This is a genomic window from Bradyrhizobium sp. Ce-3 (genome assembly GCF_022835695.1).
In the GTDB taxonomy this organism is placed as follows: domain Bacteria; phylum Pseudomonadota; class Alphaproteobacteria; order Rhizobiales; family Xanthobacteraceae; genus Bradyrhizobium.
In genome coordinates, this window is the sequence record NZ_BQUV01000011.1 from 54545 (window position 1) to 70190 (window position 15646).

General features: G+C 65.9%; 15 protein-coding genes. 10 read left to right on the forward strand and 5 right to left on the reverse strand.

Going from position 1 to position 15646, the window contains the following annotated elements:
* Positions 1 to 123: 123 nt before the first annotated feature.
* Together BRSPCE3_RS31245 and argJ are read left to right on the forward strand one after the other, a co-directional pair.
* Positions 124 to 1062 carry a peptidylprolyl isomerase gene (locus BRSPCE3_RS31245; protein WP_244070218.1) on the forward strand — a complete coding sequence of 313 codons (939 nt, stop codon included), beginning with the start codon at positions 124 to 126 and terminating at the stop codon, positions 1060 to 1062.
* Positions 1063 to 1374: 312 nt separating this feature from the next.
* Positions 1375 to 2616: a bifunctional glutamate N-acetyltransferase/amino-acid acetyltransferase ArgJ gene (argJ, locus tag BRSPCE3_RS31250; RefSeq protein WP_244070221.1), complete on the forward strand. Its 1242-nt coding sequence runs from the start codon at positions 1375 to 1377 to the stop codon at positions 2614 to 2616.
* Positions 2617 to 2846: 230 nt separating this feature from the next.
* On the opposite strand, the gene BRSPCE3_RS31255 is transcribed toward argJ, so the two are convergent.
* Complete coding sequence (locus tag BRSPCE3_RS31255; protein ID WP_244070223.1) at positions 2847 to 4196, reverse strand: TadE/TadG family type IV pilus assembly protein; 1350 nt, start codon at positions 4194 to 4196, stop codon at positions 2847 to 2849.
* 170 nt (positions 4197 to 4366) lie between these two features.
* On the opposite strand from BRSPCE3_RS31255, the gene BRSPCE3_RS31260 reads away from it, so the two are divergent.
* Positions 4367 to 4777, forward strand: a complete 411-nt coding sequence (locus tag BRSPCE3_RS31260) for a (deoxy)nucleoside triphosphate pyrophosphohydrolase (protein WP_244070225.1) — start codon at positions 4367 to 4369, stop codon at positions 4775 to 4777.
* Between the two features lie 291 nt (positions 4778 to 5068).
* Here BRSPCE3_RS31260 and BRSPCE3_RS31265 read toward each other — a convergent pair whose 3' ends face one another.
* Positions 5069 to 5941 (reverse strand): methyltransferase domain-containing protein, encoded by an 873-nt coding sequence (locus tag BRSPCE3_RS31265; protein ID WP_244070227.1) that lies wholly within the window; start codon positions 5939 to 5941, stop codon positions 5069 to 5071.
* A gap of 77 nt (positions 5942 to 6018) precedes the next feature.
* Between BRSPCE3_RS31265 and BRSPCE3_RS31270 the strand changes: the two genes are divergently transcribed.
* The 5 genes from BRSPCE3_RS31270 (at position 6019) to BRSPCE3_RS31290 (ending at position 9038) form a co-directional block, all read left to right on the forward strand.
* Entirely contained in the window at positions 6019 to 6828 is an 810-nt protein-coding gene (locus BRSPCE3_RS31270; protein ID WP_244070229.1) for a ComF family protein, read from the forward strand.
* Between the two features lie 29 nt (positions 6829 to 6857).
* Positions 6858 to 7130 carry a glutaredoxin 3 gene (grxC, locus tag BRSPCE3_RS31275; RefSeq protein WP_244070231.1) on the forward strand — a complete coding sequence of 91 codons (273 nt, stop codon included), beginning with the start codon at positions 6858 to 6860 and terminating at the stop codon, positions 7128 to 7130.
* On the forward strand, positions 7130 to 8008 hold the full coding sequence (locus BRSPCE3_RS31280; RefSeq protein WP_244070233.1) for a carbon-nitrogen hydrolase family protein: 879 nt from the start codon (positions 7130 to 7132) through the stop codon (positions 8006 to 8008). Before grxC ends, BRSPCE3_RS31280 begins: the two co-directional genes overlap by 1 nt.
* Positions 8005 to 8475, forward strand: coding sequence for a DUF1178 family protein (locus BRSPCE3_RS31285; RefSeq protein WP_244070235.1), 471 nt, complete (start codon positions 8005 to 8007; stop codon positions 8473 to 8475). The genes BRSPCE3_RS31280 and BRSPCE3_RS31285 overlap by 4 nt, the downstream gene beginning before the upstream one ends.
* 122 nt (positions 8476 to 8597) lie before the next feature.
* Positions 8598 to 9038: an EamA family transporter gene (locus tag BRSPCE3_RS31290; protein ID WP_244070237.1), complete on the forward strand. Its 441-nt coding sequence runs from the start codon at positions 8598 to 8600 to the stop codon at positions 9036 to 9038.
* A 59-nt stretch (positions 9039 to 9097) separates the two neighbouring features.
* Here the strand turns inward: BRSPCE3_RS31290 and BRSPCE3_RS31295 are convergent, their stop codons facing one another.
* The 3 genes from BRSPCE3_RS31295 to BRSPCE3_RS31305 form a co-directional block, all read right to left on the reverse strand.
* The gene (locus tag BRSPCE3_RS31295; protein ID WP_244070239.1) at positions 9098 to 9997 is read right to left on the reverse strand and encodes a DMT family transporter; all 900 of its coding nucleotides are present in this window, start codon (positions 9995 to 9997) and stop codon (positions 9098 to 9100) included.
* A gap of 217 nt (positions 9998 to 10214) precedes the next feature.
* The gene (gene ubiG / locus BRSPCE3_RS31300; protein WP_244070241.1) at positions 10215 to 10979 is read right to left on the reverse strand and encodes a bifunctional 2-polyprenyl-6-hydroxyphenol methylase/3-demethylubiquinol 3-O-methyltransferase UbiG; all 765 of its coding nucleotides are present in this window, start codon (positions 10977 to 10979) and stop codon (positions 10215 to 10217) included.
* A 14-nt stretch (positions 10980 to 10993) separates the two neighbouring features.
* Positions 10994 to 11461: a PH domain-containing protein gene (locus BRSPCE3_RS31305; protein ID WP_244070243.1), complete on the reverse strand. Its 468-nt coding sequence runs from the start codon at positions 11459 to 11461 to the stop codon at positions 10994 to 10996.
* Positions 11462 to 11683: 222 nt separating this feature from the next.
* Between BRSPCE3_RS31305 and BRSPCE3_RS31310 the strand changes: the two genes are divergently transcribed.
* Positions 11684 to 12940 (forward strand): aspartate kinase, encoded by a 1257-nt coding sequence (locus BRSPCE3_RS31310; protein WP_244070245.1) that lies wholly within the window; start codon positions 11684 to 11686, stop codon positions 12938 to 12940.
* Positions 12941 to 13362: 422 nt separating this feature from the next.
* Positions 13363 to 15630, forward strand: coding sequence for a phosphoenolpyruvate--protein phosphotransferase (gene ptsP, locus BRSPCE3_RS31315; RefSeq protein WP_244070247.1), 2268 nt, complete (start codon positions 13363 to 13365; stop codon positions 15628 to 15630).
* Positions 15631 to 15646: the final 16 nt, after the last annotated feature.

Sequence of the window (15646 nt, forward strand, 5' to 3'; positions counted from 1 at the left end):
GTCAACGCTGGCAAGATGTCAAGGAATTCATCATTTTGACACGACTTTCGCGTTGCCAATGTAACACGATTGGGCGAGTGTCCGCCCCGCTCGAGCTTCCCCCCTTTGAGACAAGGATTTTGCATGACCACCTCGCCTCCGGAAACCAAGACCGGCCTGCGCCTCGGCCTCGCCACCCTGGCCGCCACGGGCTGTCTTGTCGCAGTGCTGGCCGCCGGCCTTCCGGTCCGCGCCGCCGAATCCGACCCGGTGCTGGCGAAGGTGAACGGTTCCGAAATCCACGCCAGCGACGTAGCGCTCGCCGAGGAGGAGCTCGGCCCGAGCCTGCAGCAGATGGACCCCTCGACCCGCAAGGACAACGTGCTGTCCTTCCTGATCGACATGAAGATCGTGTCCAAGGCCGCCGAGGACAAGAAGATCGAGAACAATGACGACTTCAAGAAGCGGCTCGCCTTCACCCGCAACCGCCTGTTGATGGACAGCCTGCTTGCCAGCGAGGGCAAGGCCGCGACCACCGACGACGCCATGAAGAAGGTCTATGAAGAGGCCTCCAAGCAGATCACCGGCGAGCAGGAGGTGCGCGCGCGCCACATCCTGGTCGAGACCGAGGACGAGGCCAAGGCGATCAAGGCCGAGCTCGACAAGGGCGCCGACTTCGCCGAGCTCGCCAAGAAGAAGTCCAAGGATCCCGGCGCCTCCGACGGCGGCGACCTCGGCTTCTTCACCAAGGAGCAGATGGTGCCGGAATTCTCCGCGGTCGCCTTCTCGCTCGAGCCGGGCAAGATCTCCGATCCGGTCAAGTCGCAGTTCGGCTGGCACATCATCAAGGTCGAGGAAAAGCGTAACCGCAAGGCGCCCGACTTCGAGCAGGTGAAGGCCCAGATCGAGACCTATGTGACCCGCAAGGCCCAGGCCGACTACGTCGCCAAGCTGCGCGAGGCCGCCAAGGTCGAGCGCATGGACAAGCCGGCCGAGACCGCCAAGGACCCCGCCGCGCCGGCCGACGCCGCCAAGGATGCGCCGAAGCCCGCCGACAACAAGATGGCGCCGGCGAAGAAGTAAGCGTCGCGAACGTTATTGCAGTTGCGATGGCCGGGCACGTCCCGGCCATTTGCTTTTGTGGCCTTCGTAGCCCGGATGCAGCGAAGCGAAATCCGGGACAGTCTATCCGCGGGACTGCGTCGTCCCGGCGCAGGCCGGGACGGCAGACCTGTTCTTGCCGTGGCAGCCGTTTCTTGAACAATTGATGACGGTGGTTTTGGGTCCCGGCCTTCGCCGGGACGACGCTGTAGCGCGTTCGCATCACCACCCTCTCCCGCTTCACGCAACGAGATGTTATGCAGCGCTTCCCTCCCCGTAGCCGGAAGCCTCCCGATGTCCACCGCCGTCTCCCCCCTCGCCCCGCCTGACGTTCCCGAGATGCCCGTGATCGCGGGTGTGCGGCTTGCGACCGCTGCCGCCGGCATCCGCTACAAGGGGCGCACCGACGTGCTGCTCGCGCTGCTGGACAAGGGCACCACGGTGGCCGGCGTCTTCACCAAGTCGAAGTGCCCGTCGGCGCCGGTCGAATGGTGCCGCGCCAGGCTGAAGGGCGGCAATGCCCGCGCGCTGGTGGTCAATTCCGGCAACGCCAACGCCTTCACCGGCAAGACCGGCAAGGCGTCCACCACGCTGACCGCGCAGATCGCGGCGAAGGCGGTCGGCTGCTCGACCTCGGACGTGTTCCTGGCCTCGACCGGCGTGATCGGCGAGCCGCTCGACGCCACCAAGTTCGACGGCGTGCTGGCGCAGCTCACCGAGACCGCGACGCCCGACCACTGGATGGACGCGGCCAAAGCCATCATGACCACCGACACCTTCCCGAAGGTCGCCACCGCGACGGTGAAGCTCGGCAAGGCCAAGGTGACGATCAACGGCATGGCCAAGGGCGCCGGCATGATCATGCCCGACATGGCGACCATGCTGTCCTTCATCTTCACCGACGCGCCGCTGTCGGCCGGCGTGCTGCAATCGCTGCTCAAGGCCGGCGTCGAGGACACCTTCAATGCGCTGACCATCGACGGCGATACCTCGACCTCGGACACGCTGCTCGCGTTTGCGACCGGCGCTGCGGCCGCCAACGGCGCGCCGAAGATCTCGCGCGCCAGCGATCCGCGCCTCAAGGCCTTCACCAAGGTGTTCCAGCAAATCCTTGCCAACCTCTCCGAGCAGGTCGCGCGCGACGGCGAAGGCGCCCGCAAGCTGGTCGAGGTGGTGGTCGAGGGCGCGACGACAAAGCCGTCGGCGCGCAAGATCGCGATGTCGATCGCCAATTCGCCGCTGGTGAAGACCGCGATCGCCGGCGAGGACGCCAATTGGGGCCGCGTGGTGATGGCGGTCGGCAAGGCCGGCGAGCCCGCCAACCGCGACAAGCTCTCGATCTCCTTCAACGGCATCCGCGTCGCCAAGAGCGGCGCGCGCGATCCGTCCTACAATGAGAAGGAGGTCTCAGAGGCAATGAAGGCGCCGAAGATCCAGATCAAGGTCGCGCTCGGCCTCGGCAAGGCGAAAGACCGCGTGCTGACCTGCGACCTCACCAAGGAATACGTCACGATCAACGGCGACTACCGGTCGTAATCGGCTTCCCAATCACCTCCGTCATCGCGAGGAGCGAAGCGACGAAGCAATCCATCCGTCCGAGCATGCGGGCAGATGGATTGCTTCGCTTCGCTCGCAATGACGGTGTGAGTCCCGTCATCCTGAGAAGCGCGTTCCTGCGCGCGTCTCGAAGGATGCACGGCCAGCCGGGCCGTCGACCCTTCGAGACGGCCGCTACGCGGCCTCCTCAGGGTGACGGGGATAAGTCGTCAGCTCGAGATCCGCGCGTCGGCGATCGCCTTCTTGAACAATGCGTTCATCGCGTCCGCGATGCCTTGCGTCGGGCTGACCTCGAAGTAGAAGCCCGGCGAGGCGCAGGCCTGCATGTTCTGCGCGATCTGGCTGTTCGGCGACGGGCCGAACGGGCCCTGGTTGAACGGATCGATCCAGGTCATGTACCAGTTGTTGGTCGGCAGCTGCAGATAGGTAGTGTAGAGCACCGCGATCTTGATGTTGCGCTTCTTGATCACGTCGCAGAGCGCCGGATTGATCGGCGACTGGCAGCGATTGCCGCCGGTGATCGGCTTCAGGCAGCTTGCATTCGGCTCGTCGGCAACCCCGTCGGAAACGAAGAACAGATATTTGAGCGGCGCCGACGACGTGCCGTCGCCCGAATTGGCGATCGCGTTGTTGATTTGCGGGAAAATCGTGCTGAACTGGCTGTCCTTGTCCGCGGTGTAGGCATCATTGTTGCCGTAGACGCCCATCAGATCGATGTTGCCGGCCGCCGACTTCGCGCTCGACAGGCTTGACGACAGCGAGAACAAGCTGCGCAGGCCATAGGTCTTCGAGGACGCGCCGAAGTCGTAGATCGCCATGCGGAACTGGCTCGAATAGGTCTGGGTCGCCGCCGCGGTATCCATCAACTGCTGGGTCGCGCTGCGCAGCACGTCGATCCGCGTCGTCACGCCAAGCGATTTCGCCAGATTGTAGTAGTTGTTCGGGTCGTTGTAGTCATGGCAGGCGAAGGCGCATTGGTCGTTCGGCTTGAAGCTGTTGCCGGTGGTGGCGGTGACCAGCTTGGTGACGTCCGTCGGCGTGGCGCCGACGCCCATCGACGGCGAATTGTCGAGCAGCAGATAGAAATCGACATAGAGCGGCATGTTCGCGGTCGAGGTCGACGTGCCGCTGACGCTCATCTTGCTCTGCCCTATCACGCCCAAGAACATGGTCGGCACGTCGGCGGTGAATTGCACCTTCGAGGTTATCGTGCCGCCGCTCTTGGTCATGGTGGGCGTCACGTTGGTCAGCGTGAAGCCGTTCTGGTTGAAGATGTTGCCGTTGAATATCTTCTTCGCATCGGTTTCGCCCGCCGAGATCTCGCCGTCCGACGTCATGGCGCCGGCCGCGATGAAGCCGGGCGATGCCTTGGCGATCGAGCCGACGCTCGCCGCGTCGGCGGCGGACATCAGCTTGCTGCGGATCTGGTTGGCGCGGGAGTAGTCGACCGCGCATCCGACCGCGACGACAAGCGGCAGTATGGCGAGGCCAAAGGTCATTGCGATGTTGCCGGAGCGATCGCGGCGGAAACGGCTGAGGGTCCGGATCAGGGTGCGCATGGGTTATGTCGACAAAGAAAATGATAGGCAGATAAGAACCTTCACCTTGCCGGATGCGAATTAAGGCCGGCTTATCGCGATCGCAGAAAGGCGTGCGGATACAAATCGTTTGGCTGATGGCGCGTTGCTGGTTAATGAAAGCTTGAAGCTGACAAGGACATTCCTGCCACATGGCTGACATCAAGCTGACCCTCGTCGTCGCCTGCGCGCTGGTCGACGCCGACAAGCGCGTGCTGCTGGCACAGCGCCCCGCAGGCAAGGCGCTGGCGGGCCTGTGGGAATTCCCCGGCGGCAAGATCGAGCCCGGCGAGCGGCCGGAGCAGACCCTGATCCGCGAGCTGCACGAGGAGATCGGCATCACCGTGAGCGAGCCGTGCCTCGCGCCGCTGACCTTCGCCAGCCACGCCTACGAGACCTTCCATCTCCTGATGCCGCTCTACATCTGCCGCCGCTGGGAGGGCATCGCGGTGGCGCGCGAGGGCCAGAACCTCGCCTGGGTCCGACCCAACAAGCTGCGCGACTACCCGATGCCGCCGGCGGACATCCCGCTGCTGCCGCATCTGATGGATCTGCTGCTGTGATCTGCTTCGCCCCTCCGGCTTGCGCGGGAGGTGCGGCTAGCCGAAATATCGAAAACAACCCCATGCACAGTAGCCGGCGGTGGCCGGGCCGGTCCACCAGGCCACTTGACACGTCGGGCAACTCACCGGCATTATTCCATTATTCCGAAATCGTGCAGTGATCTCTTCATCCTCCCCTGGAGGGGGAGGATCGATCCGCATGCAGCGCAGCGGAATGCGGATCGAGGTGGGGTGACGGTCTCTCGACACGGGCACTGTTCGAGTTGAAAGACTGTCACCCCACCTCGCCGCTCATTTCATTCGCGTCGATCCTCCCCCTCCAGGGGAGGATGAAGCCTTCACCGCCGCCTCCAAACTCGCTTTAGCCGAGCCGGGCTTGAGCGGCTTTTGCTGGCTCTCATGCGGCGCCCAGCCGGACAGCCAGACGATGTCGAAGGTGGCGCGGATGCGGCCGTCGGGATCGGCGAAGCGCTCGGCGTAGATCTGCGCCATCCGCAGCATGGTGGCGCGGCGGGTCGGGCCGTGACGGCGCTCGCGCAGCACGTTGGTGGCGCCCATGCGCCTCAAGTCCTGCATCAAAGCAAAGGCGCTGGCGTAGCGCACCACGACGCGATCGACGTCGGTGACAGGGAGGGCAAAACCGGCCCGCTGCAGCAGCGCGCCGATGTCGCGCAGGTCGGCAAACGGCGCGACCCGCGGCGACACGCCGCCCTCGCATTCCGCTTCCGCGGCGGCGAAGCTTTGCCTGAGCTCGGTCAGCGTGTCGCCGCCGAGCATCGAAGCGAGCAACAGCCCATCCGGCTTCAGCGCCCGGCGGATCTGCGCCAGCACGCCCGGCAGATCGTTGACGAACTGAAGGGCGAGCGCGGAGACCACGAGATCACGCGACTCCGGCGCCAGGCCGAGCGCTTCCACCTCAGCGAAACCGATCGCATCGACCGCGGCGACCCGCTTGCGCAGGACGTCCGCGAGCCCGTCACCCGGCGTCCAGACATCGGCCGCCGCCGCAAAGCTGCGCGACACCGCCTGCAAGCGGTCCGCCATGTCCTCGCTGGCGCGCTCGAGCAGGAACGTCGCCGCCCCCGCGGCCTGCGCGCGCGCCAGCCGCGCACCGAGCAAGGCGCGATCGAACAGGATGGGAGCCGTGGGCGGGTTCGGTGCCATGGGCGCTGGTTACGCCGGACCGCCGCCGCAGGCAATGCGCCTTGAGCCGCGCCCACCGTGGCGCTAGCCTTACCACCATGGACGCCGAGGCATCACCGACACGCTCCATTGCCGGACACTTTCAGCGCGCGCTCGGCGCGGTCGGGGGTGCATGGCTGCGCACCGCGCGACTGGTACTCGACGTCGCCCTGCCGACGCTGTGCGTGTCCTGCCGCGAGCCGGTTCATGGCGAGGGCGTCTGCGCGGCCTGTTGGGCCAAATTGTCGTTCATCGCGCCGCCGTTCTGCCCGCGGCTCGGCATTCCCTTCGTCTACGATCCAGGTCCCGAACTGCTGTCGATGGAGGCGATCGCCAATCCGCCGGCCTACCAGCGCGCCCGGGCCGCGGTGCGCTATGACGACGTCGCGCGCACGCTGGTGCACGCATTGAAATACCAGGATCGCACCGATCTGGCGCCGACAATGGGCCGCTGGATGGCGCGCGCGGGGCAGGAATTGCTGGGGGATGCCGACATGCTGGTGCCGGTTCCGCTGCATTGGCGGCGCGGCTGGAGCCGGCGCTACAACCAGTCCGGAGCGCTCGCCAAGGTGATTGCGCGCCAGAGCGGCGTCAAAATGGTCTCCGAGGCGCTGCGGCGTACCCGCGCCACCGAGCAGCAGATCGGGCTGTCGCGCAAGGACCGCGCCAGCAATGTGCAGGGCGCATTCGGGGTCACCGATGAACGCAAGGCTGAGATCCAGGGCCGCCGCGTGATCCTGGTCGACGACGTCCTGACCTCGGGAGCGACAGTGGATGCCTGCGCGCGGGCATTGCTGCGCGCCAAAGCCGCGCAGGTCGACGTGCTGGTGTTCGCCCGGGTTGTCGAGCAGCACCGCGCTCCCATATAATCCGGTATTCTGGTTCAACCGAGCACACCATGACCGCTGCCATTGAAATCTACACCCGCCCGGGCTGCGGTTATTGCACCGCGGCCAAATCGCTGCTGACGCGCAAGAACGCCGCGTTCACCGAATTGAGCGTCGCCAGCAACCCTGCCTACCGCGACGAGATGTACAGTCGCGCCGGCGCCGGGACGACCTTCCCGCAGATCTTCATCGGCAAGACCCATGTCGGCGGCTGCGACGAGCTCTACGCACTCGATCGCGAGGGCAAGCTCGACGGCATGCTCAGCAACGGAGGCGGCGCCTGATGGCCGAGCACACACCCTTCACCGCCGCGATGGTGCAGATGCGCACCGGGCTGTTGCCGGAGCCGAGCCTGGAACAGGGTACGCAGCTGATCCGCGAGGCGGCGGCGCAGGGCGCCAAATACGTGCTGACACCCGAAGTCAGCAACATGATGCAGCTGAACCGCAAGGCGCTGTTCGAGCACTTGGCGAGCGAAGAGGACGACAAGTCGCTGAAGGCGTATCGCGCGCTCGCCACTGAGCTGAAGATCCATCTGCATATCGGCTCGCTGGCGCTGCGGTTCTCGCCGGAGAAGGCGGTCAACCGCTCGTTCCTGATCGGGCCCGAGGGCAATGTGCTCGCGAGCTACGACAAGATCCACATGTTCGACATCGATCTGCCGGGCGGCGAGAGCTACCGCGAATCGGCCAATTACCAGCCCGGCGAGACCGCCGTGATCTCCGACCTGCCCTGGGGCCGGATTGGCCTCACGATCTGCTACGACGTGCGCTTCCCGGCGCTGTATCGCGCGCTTGCCGAAGCCGGCGCCTCGTTCCTCACCGTGCCCTCCGCCTTCACCCGCAAGACCGGCGAAGCGCATTGGCACACGCTGCTGCGCGCCCGCGCCATCGAGACCGGCTGCTTCGTGTTCGCCGCCGCGCAGGCCGGCCTGCATGAGAACAAGCGCGAGACCTTCGGCCATTCGCTGATCATCGACCCCTGGGGCGAGATCCTCGCCGAGGGCGGCGTCGAGCCCGGCGTATTCCTGGCCGAGATCGATCCCGCCAAGGTCGAGACCGCACGCAAGACCATTCCTTCGCTGCAGCATGGCAGGCGTTTCGGCATTGCCGACCCCAAGGCGGGCCCGGAGCATCTGCACCTGGTCCGGGGTTCGGCATGATCCGCTACACGCTGCGCTGCGAGCAAGGTCATCAGTTCGAGAGCTGGTTCCAGAGCTCCTCGGCCTATGAATCGCAGGAGCGGCGTCACCTGATCGATTGCCCGGTCTGCGGCTCTGACAAGGTCGAACGGGCAATCATGGCGCCCCAGGTCATCGGCAAGCAGGGCCGCGAGCCGGCCCAGCCGGCGCCGGCCGCTCCCGCCGAGGCGGCGCCCGGCGAATCGACGTCGCTGATGATGGCGCAGGAGCGCGAGCTGCGCAGCAAGCTGAAGGAACTGCGCGACCATATCGTGAAGAATGCCGACAATGTCGGCGAGCGGTTCCCGAACGAGGCCCGCAAGATGCATTACGGCGATATCGAGCACCGGCCGATCTATGGCGAAGCCTCGCCCGAGGAGGCGCGCGCGCTGATCGACGAGGGCGTCGAGGTCTCGCCGCTGCCGACACTGCCGGAAGACCGGAATTGACGCTCTCTCGTCATTCCGGGGCTCGCGAAGCGAGAGCCCGGAATCCATCAGGCCGCAAGTCCAGCGTTGAAATGGATTCCGGGCTCACGCTTCGCGCGCCCCGGAATGACGGGAGAGAGTAAATGGCTCCTGACACCTTTTCCTCCTGGCAGGTCTGGGCATTTCTTTCCGCCGTCTTCGCGGCATTGACCGCGATCTTCGCCAAGGTCGGCGTCGAGGGCATCAACTCCGATCTCGCCACCCTGATCCGCACCGTGATCGTGCTGATCACGCTGTCGGCCATCCTGTTCGCAACCGGCCAATTCACCCAGGCCGGACCGATCTCGGGCAAGACCTGGCTGTTCCTGTTGCTGTCGGGGCTCGGCACCGGCGCGTCGTGGATCTGCTATTTCCGCGCGCTCAAGCTCGGACCGGCCACACTCGTCGCGCCGATCGACAAGCTCAGCGTCGTGCTGGTGGCGCTGTTCGGCGCCGTCTTCCTCGGCGAGCGCCCCTCGGCCTATGGCTGGATCGGGATCGCGCTGATCTCGGCCGGCGCGGTGCTCATTGCCGTGAAGGGGTAATAGCGTTTTCGAGCGAAGTGGGCACCGGTTCGCGTGAAGAAAACGCGTCAGACAGGAGTCTAAGCGGCGATCAGCAGCGCGACGCCGATCACGATCAGGACGATGCCGAACACCTCGCGCAGCGAGAACGGCTGCTTGAGCGAGACATATGCCACGCCCTGCGCGAACAGCACCTCGATCAGCGCCAGCGTGCGCACATTGGCGGCCGCGGTGAGCGCGAACGCCAGGAACCAGAATTGCGAGGAGAACGCGCCCATGAAGCCCGCGAACATCGAGGGCCGCCACAGGCCGAGAATCTTCCGCAGCACGTCGGGCGCGCGCAGCAGCAGATAGACCGACAGGATCAGCGTCTGGACGAACAGGCTCCACATCAGCGTGTAGGAGGCCGCGGTGACAAACGAGACGCCGGGCACGGCAATGATCGCGCCGCGAAAGCTCACCGCCGAGATCGCGAACACCGCGGCGGCGCCGAGGCCGAGCACGGTCGGGCGCAGATCGGCAAAGCTCTTTTGCCCGCCAGGCCGCAGCGCGGTGATGACGACGCCGACCGTGGCGATCACGATCGCGATCACCTTGGGCGCCGTGAGATGGTCGCCGAGAAAGATGAAGCCGAAGATCGCGGTCTGGATCGCCTCGGTCTTCATATAGGCCGTGGTCACCACGAAGGAGCGGTCGTTCATCGCCAGCAGCATGAAACCGGTGCCGACGATCTGGCTGAGCGCGCCGGACAGCAGCCATGGCCAGAACGACGATGCCGGCCACGGCACCCGATCTCCGGTCAGCAGCACCGCCAGCGCGAAGAACACCACCGAGAACGGCAGGCCGAACAGGAAGCGGATATTGGTCGCGCCCCAGGTCCCGAGCGGCCCGGTCAGATGCCGCTGCATCGCATTGCGCGCCACCTGCCCGAACGCAGCGACGATGGTGAAGGGAATCCAGAGCGAGGCGATCGTGAACATGCGGGAAAAGGGCCGAGGCGGGAGTACGCGGGCAACGTGCCCGGCACAACGCATGCGGTCAACCGAGTGGGCGCATGACTGGATTGCGCACGATCAGCGAATTTGCCGTAGCCCGGATGAAGCGAAGCGCAATCCGGGATCACCCCAACCGCGGACGAACCGGCCCCGGATTGCGCTGCGCTCCATCCGGGCTACGCAAGCCGAGCGAGACGAAGACCTACACCTCCTCCGCCACCACCATGTAGTTCACGTCCATGTCGGACGAGACGCTCCATTTGTCGGCGAGCGGGTTGTAGACCACGCCGGCCTGCTCGGTGACGGTGAGGTTGACGTCGCCGAGATAGCGCTCGAGCTCGGCGGGGGTGACGAACTTGCTCCACTCATGGGTGCCGCGCGGCAGCCAGCGCAGCACATATTCGGCGCCGACGATCGCCAGCGCGAAACTCTTCCAGTTGCGGTTCAGCGTCGAGACCACCATCAGCCCGCCGGGTTTGAGCATCGCGGCGCAGCGCTTGACGAAGGCGCCGACGTCGACGACGTGCTCGACCACCTCCATCGCCAGCACGATGTCGAAGCGCTCGCGCACGTCCATGTCCTCGATCGTGGTGCAGCGGTAGTCGATCGACAGATGGCCCTTGTCGGCATGCAGCTTCGCGGCCGCGATGTTGGTGGCGGAGGGATCGATGCCGATCACCTGGGCCCCGAGCCGCGTGAACGGCTCGCACAGCAGGCCGGCGCCGCAGCCGATGTCGAGCAGACGCAGGCCGGACAGGCAGTTCAGGCTCTTGGCGTTGCGCTCGAATTTGCGGCAGGCGGCGTCGCGGATATAGGTCAGGCGCAGCGGATTGATCTTGTGCAGCGGCGCCATCTTGCCGCGCGGATCCCACCATTCATCCGACAGTTTTGAGAATTTTGCGATCTCGGCCGGATCGACCGAGCTTGCGGAGGCGTTTGCGTTTGAAAGCGTTGTTTGCGTGGCCATGATTGCGCGCGCCCCTATCGCGCGGTGATCGAATTGCGGAACGACAGCGGCGAGGCGATGGTCTTGATGATCTCGATGCCCTCGCCGACACCGCGGATGGTGACGTCGCCATAATTGAGCAGGCGCCCCATGATGCTCTGGTTGACGTCGACGCTCTCGACCTTGTCGAGGCTCATCTCGAAGGTGCGCCGCTTGATGAAGCCAGACTTGTGCACCACGCGGAAATTGGTGACGTCGGTCTCGGTGGTCCAGCGATGGAACCAGGCCGCGGCGGTCCAGTACAGCGCCGCCACCGCAACCACGGCGGCGGCCGCCAGGCAGGCCAGCACCAGGCCGTCGACCGTCGTGAACCGCGACAGGATCAAGAGCGCCAGCACCACGATCCAGGCCCCGATCGCCGGCAGATAGAACATCCAGTGCGCATTGGTGGAGTACAGCACCTTCTCGCCGGGCTGCAGGATCTCGTCGATATAGCGTCCCATCCAATCCCGCCTTCGAGCCAGCCCCGAGTTACGCCCTGAGTTACCCTTGCGCCACAACCCGCCCGCAACCGGTCAAAACACCCCCAAAGGACCCCGGCGGCCCCCTACCAACCGGCTTGCCCCCGGGCGCGGCGCTATGTATACGCGCCTTTCGGTGCCCGCGCTTGCGGTTTTCGGCGTGGGTTAACCTACTTATCCTCTTAAAGGAATAGACGCGTCGTCATGGGCCGCCTCGTGATGAAATTCGGCGGTACGTCCGTCGCCAATATCGATCGTATCCGCAACGTCGCGCAGCATGTGAAGCGCGAGGTCGACGCGGGCCACGAGGTCGCCGTCGTCGTCTCGGCGATGTCCGGCAAGACCAACGAGCTGGTGGCCTGGTGCACCGAGTCCTCGCCGATGCACGATGCGCGCGAATATGACGCCGTGGTCGCCTCCGGCGAACAGGTCACCTCGGGCCTGCTCGCGATCGTGCTGCAGGGCATCGGCATCCAGGCCCGCTCCTGGCAGGGCTGGCAGATCCCGATCAAGACCTCGGACGCGCACGCCTCGGCACGCATCCTCGATATCGACGGCACCGAGATCGTCACCCGCTTCAAGGAGCGCAAGGAAGTCGCGGTGATCGCCGGCTTCCAGGGCATCAATCCCGATACCGGCCGCATCACCACGCTCGGCCGCGGCGGCTCGGACACCTCGGCGGTGGCGATCGCGGCCGCGCTGAAGGCCGACCGCTGCGACATCTACACCGATGTCGACGGCGTCTACACCACCGACCCCCGCGTGGTGCCGAAGGCGCGCCGGCTCGACAAGATCGCGTTCGAGGACATGCTGGAGCTGGCCTCGCAGGGCGCCAAGGTGCTGCAGGTTCGCTCGGTGGAACTCGGCATGGTGCACAACATGCCGATCTTCGTGCGCTCCAGCTTCGACAAGCCAGAGGATATCGACCCGCACGCCAACCAGCCGCCGGGCACGCTGATCTGCAGCGAGGAGGAAATCATGGAAATGCACGTCGTCACCGGCATCGCCTTCTCCAAGGACGAAGCCCAGATCTCCGTGCGCCAGATCGAGGACAAGCCGGGCGTCGCCGCGGCGATCTTCGGGCCGCTCGCGGACGCCAACATCAACGTCGACATGATCGTGCAGAACGTGTCGGAGGACGGCAAGACCACCGACCTCACCTTCACCGTGCCGGCCACCGACTATAACCGCGCCAAGGACACCATTACCTCCGCCAAGGCCAAGATCGGCTACGCCAGGCTCGACACCGAGACCGACGTCGCCAAGGTCTCGGTGATCGGCAGCGGCATGCGCAGCCATGCCGGCGTCGCGGCCAAGGCATTCAAGGCGCTGGCCGAGCGCAACATCAACATCCGCGCCATCACCACCTCCGAGATCAAGTTCTCGGTGCTGATCGACGCCGCCTATACCGAGCTTGCGGTGCGCACGCTGCACACGCTGTACGGGCTGGACCAGGCGTAGGGCTTTCTCTCCACCGTCATTCCGGGGCCCGTGAAGCGGGAGCCCGGAATCCGTCGGGCCGCAGGTTCCGTGGATGAATGGATTCCAGGCTCTCGCTTCGCGAGCCCCGGAATGACGAGGGGCATTGGCCGCCTCCGGTACCCACATCCCGGAGTTAGAATTTCTCTTAGCGGGCGCAGCATTGGGCTGACGCAGACGTTATTTGCTACTGGCAGGCGTTTTGCTTGGCAAAGCGAGCCTCGATTGGCTATACGGCCAGTCAGGTAGGCTGTCGCAAACTGTGGCACAGTTTAGTGATCCCGAATCGGCGGGAACTGGCGCGAGCGGCGACACCGAATGACTAAAATTGTTGTTTTTGACGAGTTTTGCGCCAGCGGCCGGCCGCACCGGTGCGCCGGCCTCGTGGGGAGGGACTGAAGCCTATGCGGAGCGCGTCGGGAGGCCCACGCATCCTGTTGAGACGGCTCCGCGAAACCATGGCGGAGCAAGTCTCCGCCCAGGAGCGCCTCGACAAGATCGTGGTGCTGATCGCGGCCAACATGGTGGCCGAGGTCTGCTCCTGCTACGTGCTGCGCATCGACAACACCCTCGAACTCTACGCCACCGAAGGTCTGAACCGCGACGCCGTGCACCGCACCGTGCTGAGCGCGCATGAAGGCCTGGTCGGCCTCGTCGCCAGCGAGGCGACGCCGCTCAATCTGTCCGACGCCCAGAGTCACCCGGCCTTCGCTTACCGCCCGGAGACCGGCGAAGAGGCCTACCACTCGTTCCTCGGCGTGCCGATCCTGCGCGCCGGCAACACGCTCGGCGTGCTGGTGGTGCAGAACCGCGCCAAGCGCACCTATGTCGAGGAAGAGGTCGAGGCGCTGCAGACCACCGCCATGGTGCTGGCGGAGATGATCGCCTCCGGCGAGCTTGCCGCGCTGGCGCAGCCCGGCGCCGAGCCCGCCGCGCGGCACTCGCTGCACAAGACCGGCGCGGTGCTCTCCGACGGCATCGCGCTCGGCCATGTCGTGCTGCACGAGCCGCGCGTCGTCATCACCAACTACATCGCCGAGGACCTGCCGAAGGAGGTCAAGCGGCTCGACACCGCGCTGGCGAATTTGCGCGCCGATCTCGACCGCATGCTGGAGCGCGGCGACGTCGCCGACGGCGGCGAGCACCGCGAGGTGCTGGAAGCCTACCGCATGTTCGCCAACGACCAGGGCTGGTCGCACAAGCTGCATGAGGCGGTCGCCACCGGCCTCACCGCCGAAGCCGCCGTCGAACGCGTGCAGTCCGACACCCGCGCGCGCATGCTGCGCTCGACCGATCCTTATCTGCGCGACCGCCTGCACGACCTCGAGGATCTCGGCCATCGCCTGATGCGCCAATTGGTCGGCCAGGACCACGCGCCGTCGCGCGAGCAGCTGCCCGACAACGCCATCCTGATCGCCCGCGCGATGGGTCCCGCGGCGCTGCTCGACTATGACCGCAAGCGGCTGCGCGGCCTGGTGCTGGAGGAAGGCACCGCGAATTCCCACGTCTCGATCGTGGCGCGCGCGCTCGGCATTCCCGCGGTCGGCGAGGTGCCGAACGCGCCCGGCATCGCCGATCCGGGCGATGCCATCATCGTCGACGGCATTTCCGGCGAGATCTATGTCCGCCCCTCCGCCGAGATCGAATCCGCCTATGCCGAGCGCGTCCGGTTCCGGGCGCGGCGGCAGGCGCAATATTCGGCGCTGCGCGACAAGCCTTGCGTGACCAAGGACGGCCAGCCGATCGAGCTCCTGATCAATGCCGGCCTGACCATCGACCTGCCGCATATCGAGGACACCGGCAGCGCCGGCATCGGCCTGTTCCGCACCGAATTGCAGTTCATGGTGAGCCCGAATCTGCCGCGCTCGAGCGACCAGCTCGCGCTGTACCGCACCGTGCTCGACGCCGCGGGCGCCAAGCCCGTCACCTTCCGCACGCTCGACATCGGCGGCGACAAGGCGCTGCCCTATATGGAGACCGTGGTCGAGGAGAATCCCGCGCTGGGCTGGCGCGCGATCCGGCTCGGCCTCGATCGCCCCGGCCTGCTGCGCGGCCAGATCCGCGCGCTGCTGCGTGCCGGCGGCGGCCGCGCGCTGAAGATCATGTTCCCGATGATCTCCGACATCGCCGAGTTCGATCAGGCCAAGGCGATCGTCGAGCGCGAACTGACCTATCTGCGCCAGCACGGCCATTCGCTGCCCGAGCGCATCGATATCGGCACCATGGTCGAGGTGCCCGCGCTGCTCTACCAGCTCGACGAATTGCTGGAGAAGGTCGATTTCGTCTCGGTCGGCTCCAACGATCTGTTCCAGTTCCTGTTCGCGGTCGACCGCGGCAACGCCAAGGTCTCCGAGCGCTTCGACATCCTGTCGGCGCCGATCATGCGCGCACTGCGCGACATCGTGCGCAAGGCCAGGACCGCCAAGAAAGCCGCCTCGCTGTGCGGCGAGATGGCGTCCAAGCCGATCGGGGCGCTGGCGCTGATCGCGCTCGGCTACCGCTCGCTGTCGCTGTCGGCAACCGCGCACGGCCCGGTCAAGGCGATGATCCTCGACCTCGACGCCAAGAAGGCCGAGGCGATGATCAACCCGCTGCTGGACGCGCCGGTCGGCAGCGTCTCGATCCGCGCGGCGCTGACCAAGTTTGCGGAAACCGAGGGGCTGGCCTTGTAGCGACGCTGCCGTCGCC

Coding starts and splice junctions, on each gene's coding strand:
- BRSPCE3_RS31245 (WP_244070218.1), top strand. CDS start 124: ATGACCACCTCGCCTCCGGAAACCAAGACCGGCCTGCGCCTCGGCCTC.
- argJ (WP_244070221.1), top strand. CDS start 1,375: ATGTCCACCGCCGTCTCCCCCCTCGCCCCGCCTGACGTTCCCGAGATG.
- BRSPCE3_RS31255 (WP_244070223.1), bottom strand. CDS start 4,196: ATGCGCACCCTGATCCGGACCCTCAGCCGTTTCCGCCGCGATCGCTCC.
- BRSPCE3_RS31260 (WP_244070225.1), top strand. CDS start 4,367: ATGGCTGACATCAAGCTGACCCTCGTCGTCGCCTGCGCGCTGGTCGAC.
- BRSPCE3_RS31265 (WP_244070227.1), bottom strand. CDS start 5,941: ATGGCACCGAACCCGCCCACGGCTCCCATCCTGTTCGATCGCGCCTTG.
- BRSPCE3_RS31270 (WP_244070229.1), top strand. CDS start 6,019: ATGGACGCCGAGGCATCACCGACACGCTCCATTGCCGGACACTTTCAG.
- grxC (WP_244070231.1), top strand. CDS start 6,858: ATGACCGCTGCCATTGAAATCTACACCCGCCCGGGCTGCGGTTATTGC.
- BRSPCE3_RS31280 (WP_244070233.1), top strand. CDS start 7,130: ATGGCCGAGCACACACCCTTCACCGCCGCGATGGTGCAGATGCGCACC.
- BRSPCE3_RS31285 (WP_244070235.1), top strand. CDS start 8,005: ATGATCCGCTACACGCTGCGCTGCGAGCAAGGTCATCAGTTCGAGAGC.
- BRSPCE3_RS31290 (WP_244070237.1), top strand. CDS start 8,598: ATGGCTCCTGACACCTTTTCCTCCTGGCAGGTCTGGGCATTTCTTTCC.
- BRSPCE3_RS31295 (WP_244070239.1), bottom strand. CDS start 9,997: ATGTTCACGATCGCCTCGCTCTGGATTCCCTTCACCATCGTCGCTGCG.
- ubiG (WP_244070241.1), bottom strand. CDS start 10,979: ATGGCCACGCAAACAACGCTTTCAAACGCAAACGCCTCCGCAAGCTCG.
- BRSPCE3_RS31305 (WP_244070243.1), bottom strand. CDS start 11,461: ATGGGACGCTATATCGACGAGATCCTGCAGCCCGGCGAGAAGGTGCTG.
- BRSPCE3_RS31310 (WP_244070245.1), top strand. CDS start 11,684: ATGGGCCGCCTCGTGATGAAATTCGGCGGTACGTCCGTCGCCAATATC.
- ptsP (WP_244070247.1), top strand. CDS start 13,363: ATGCGGAGCGCGTCGGGAGGCCCACGCATCCTGTTGAGACGGCTCCGC.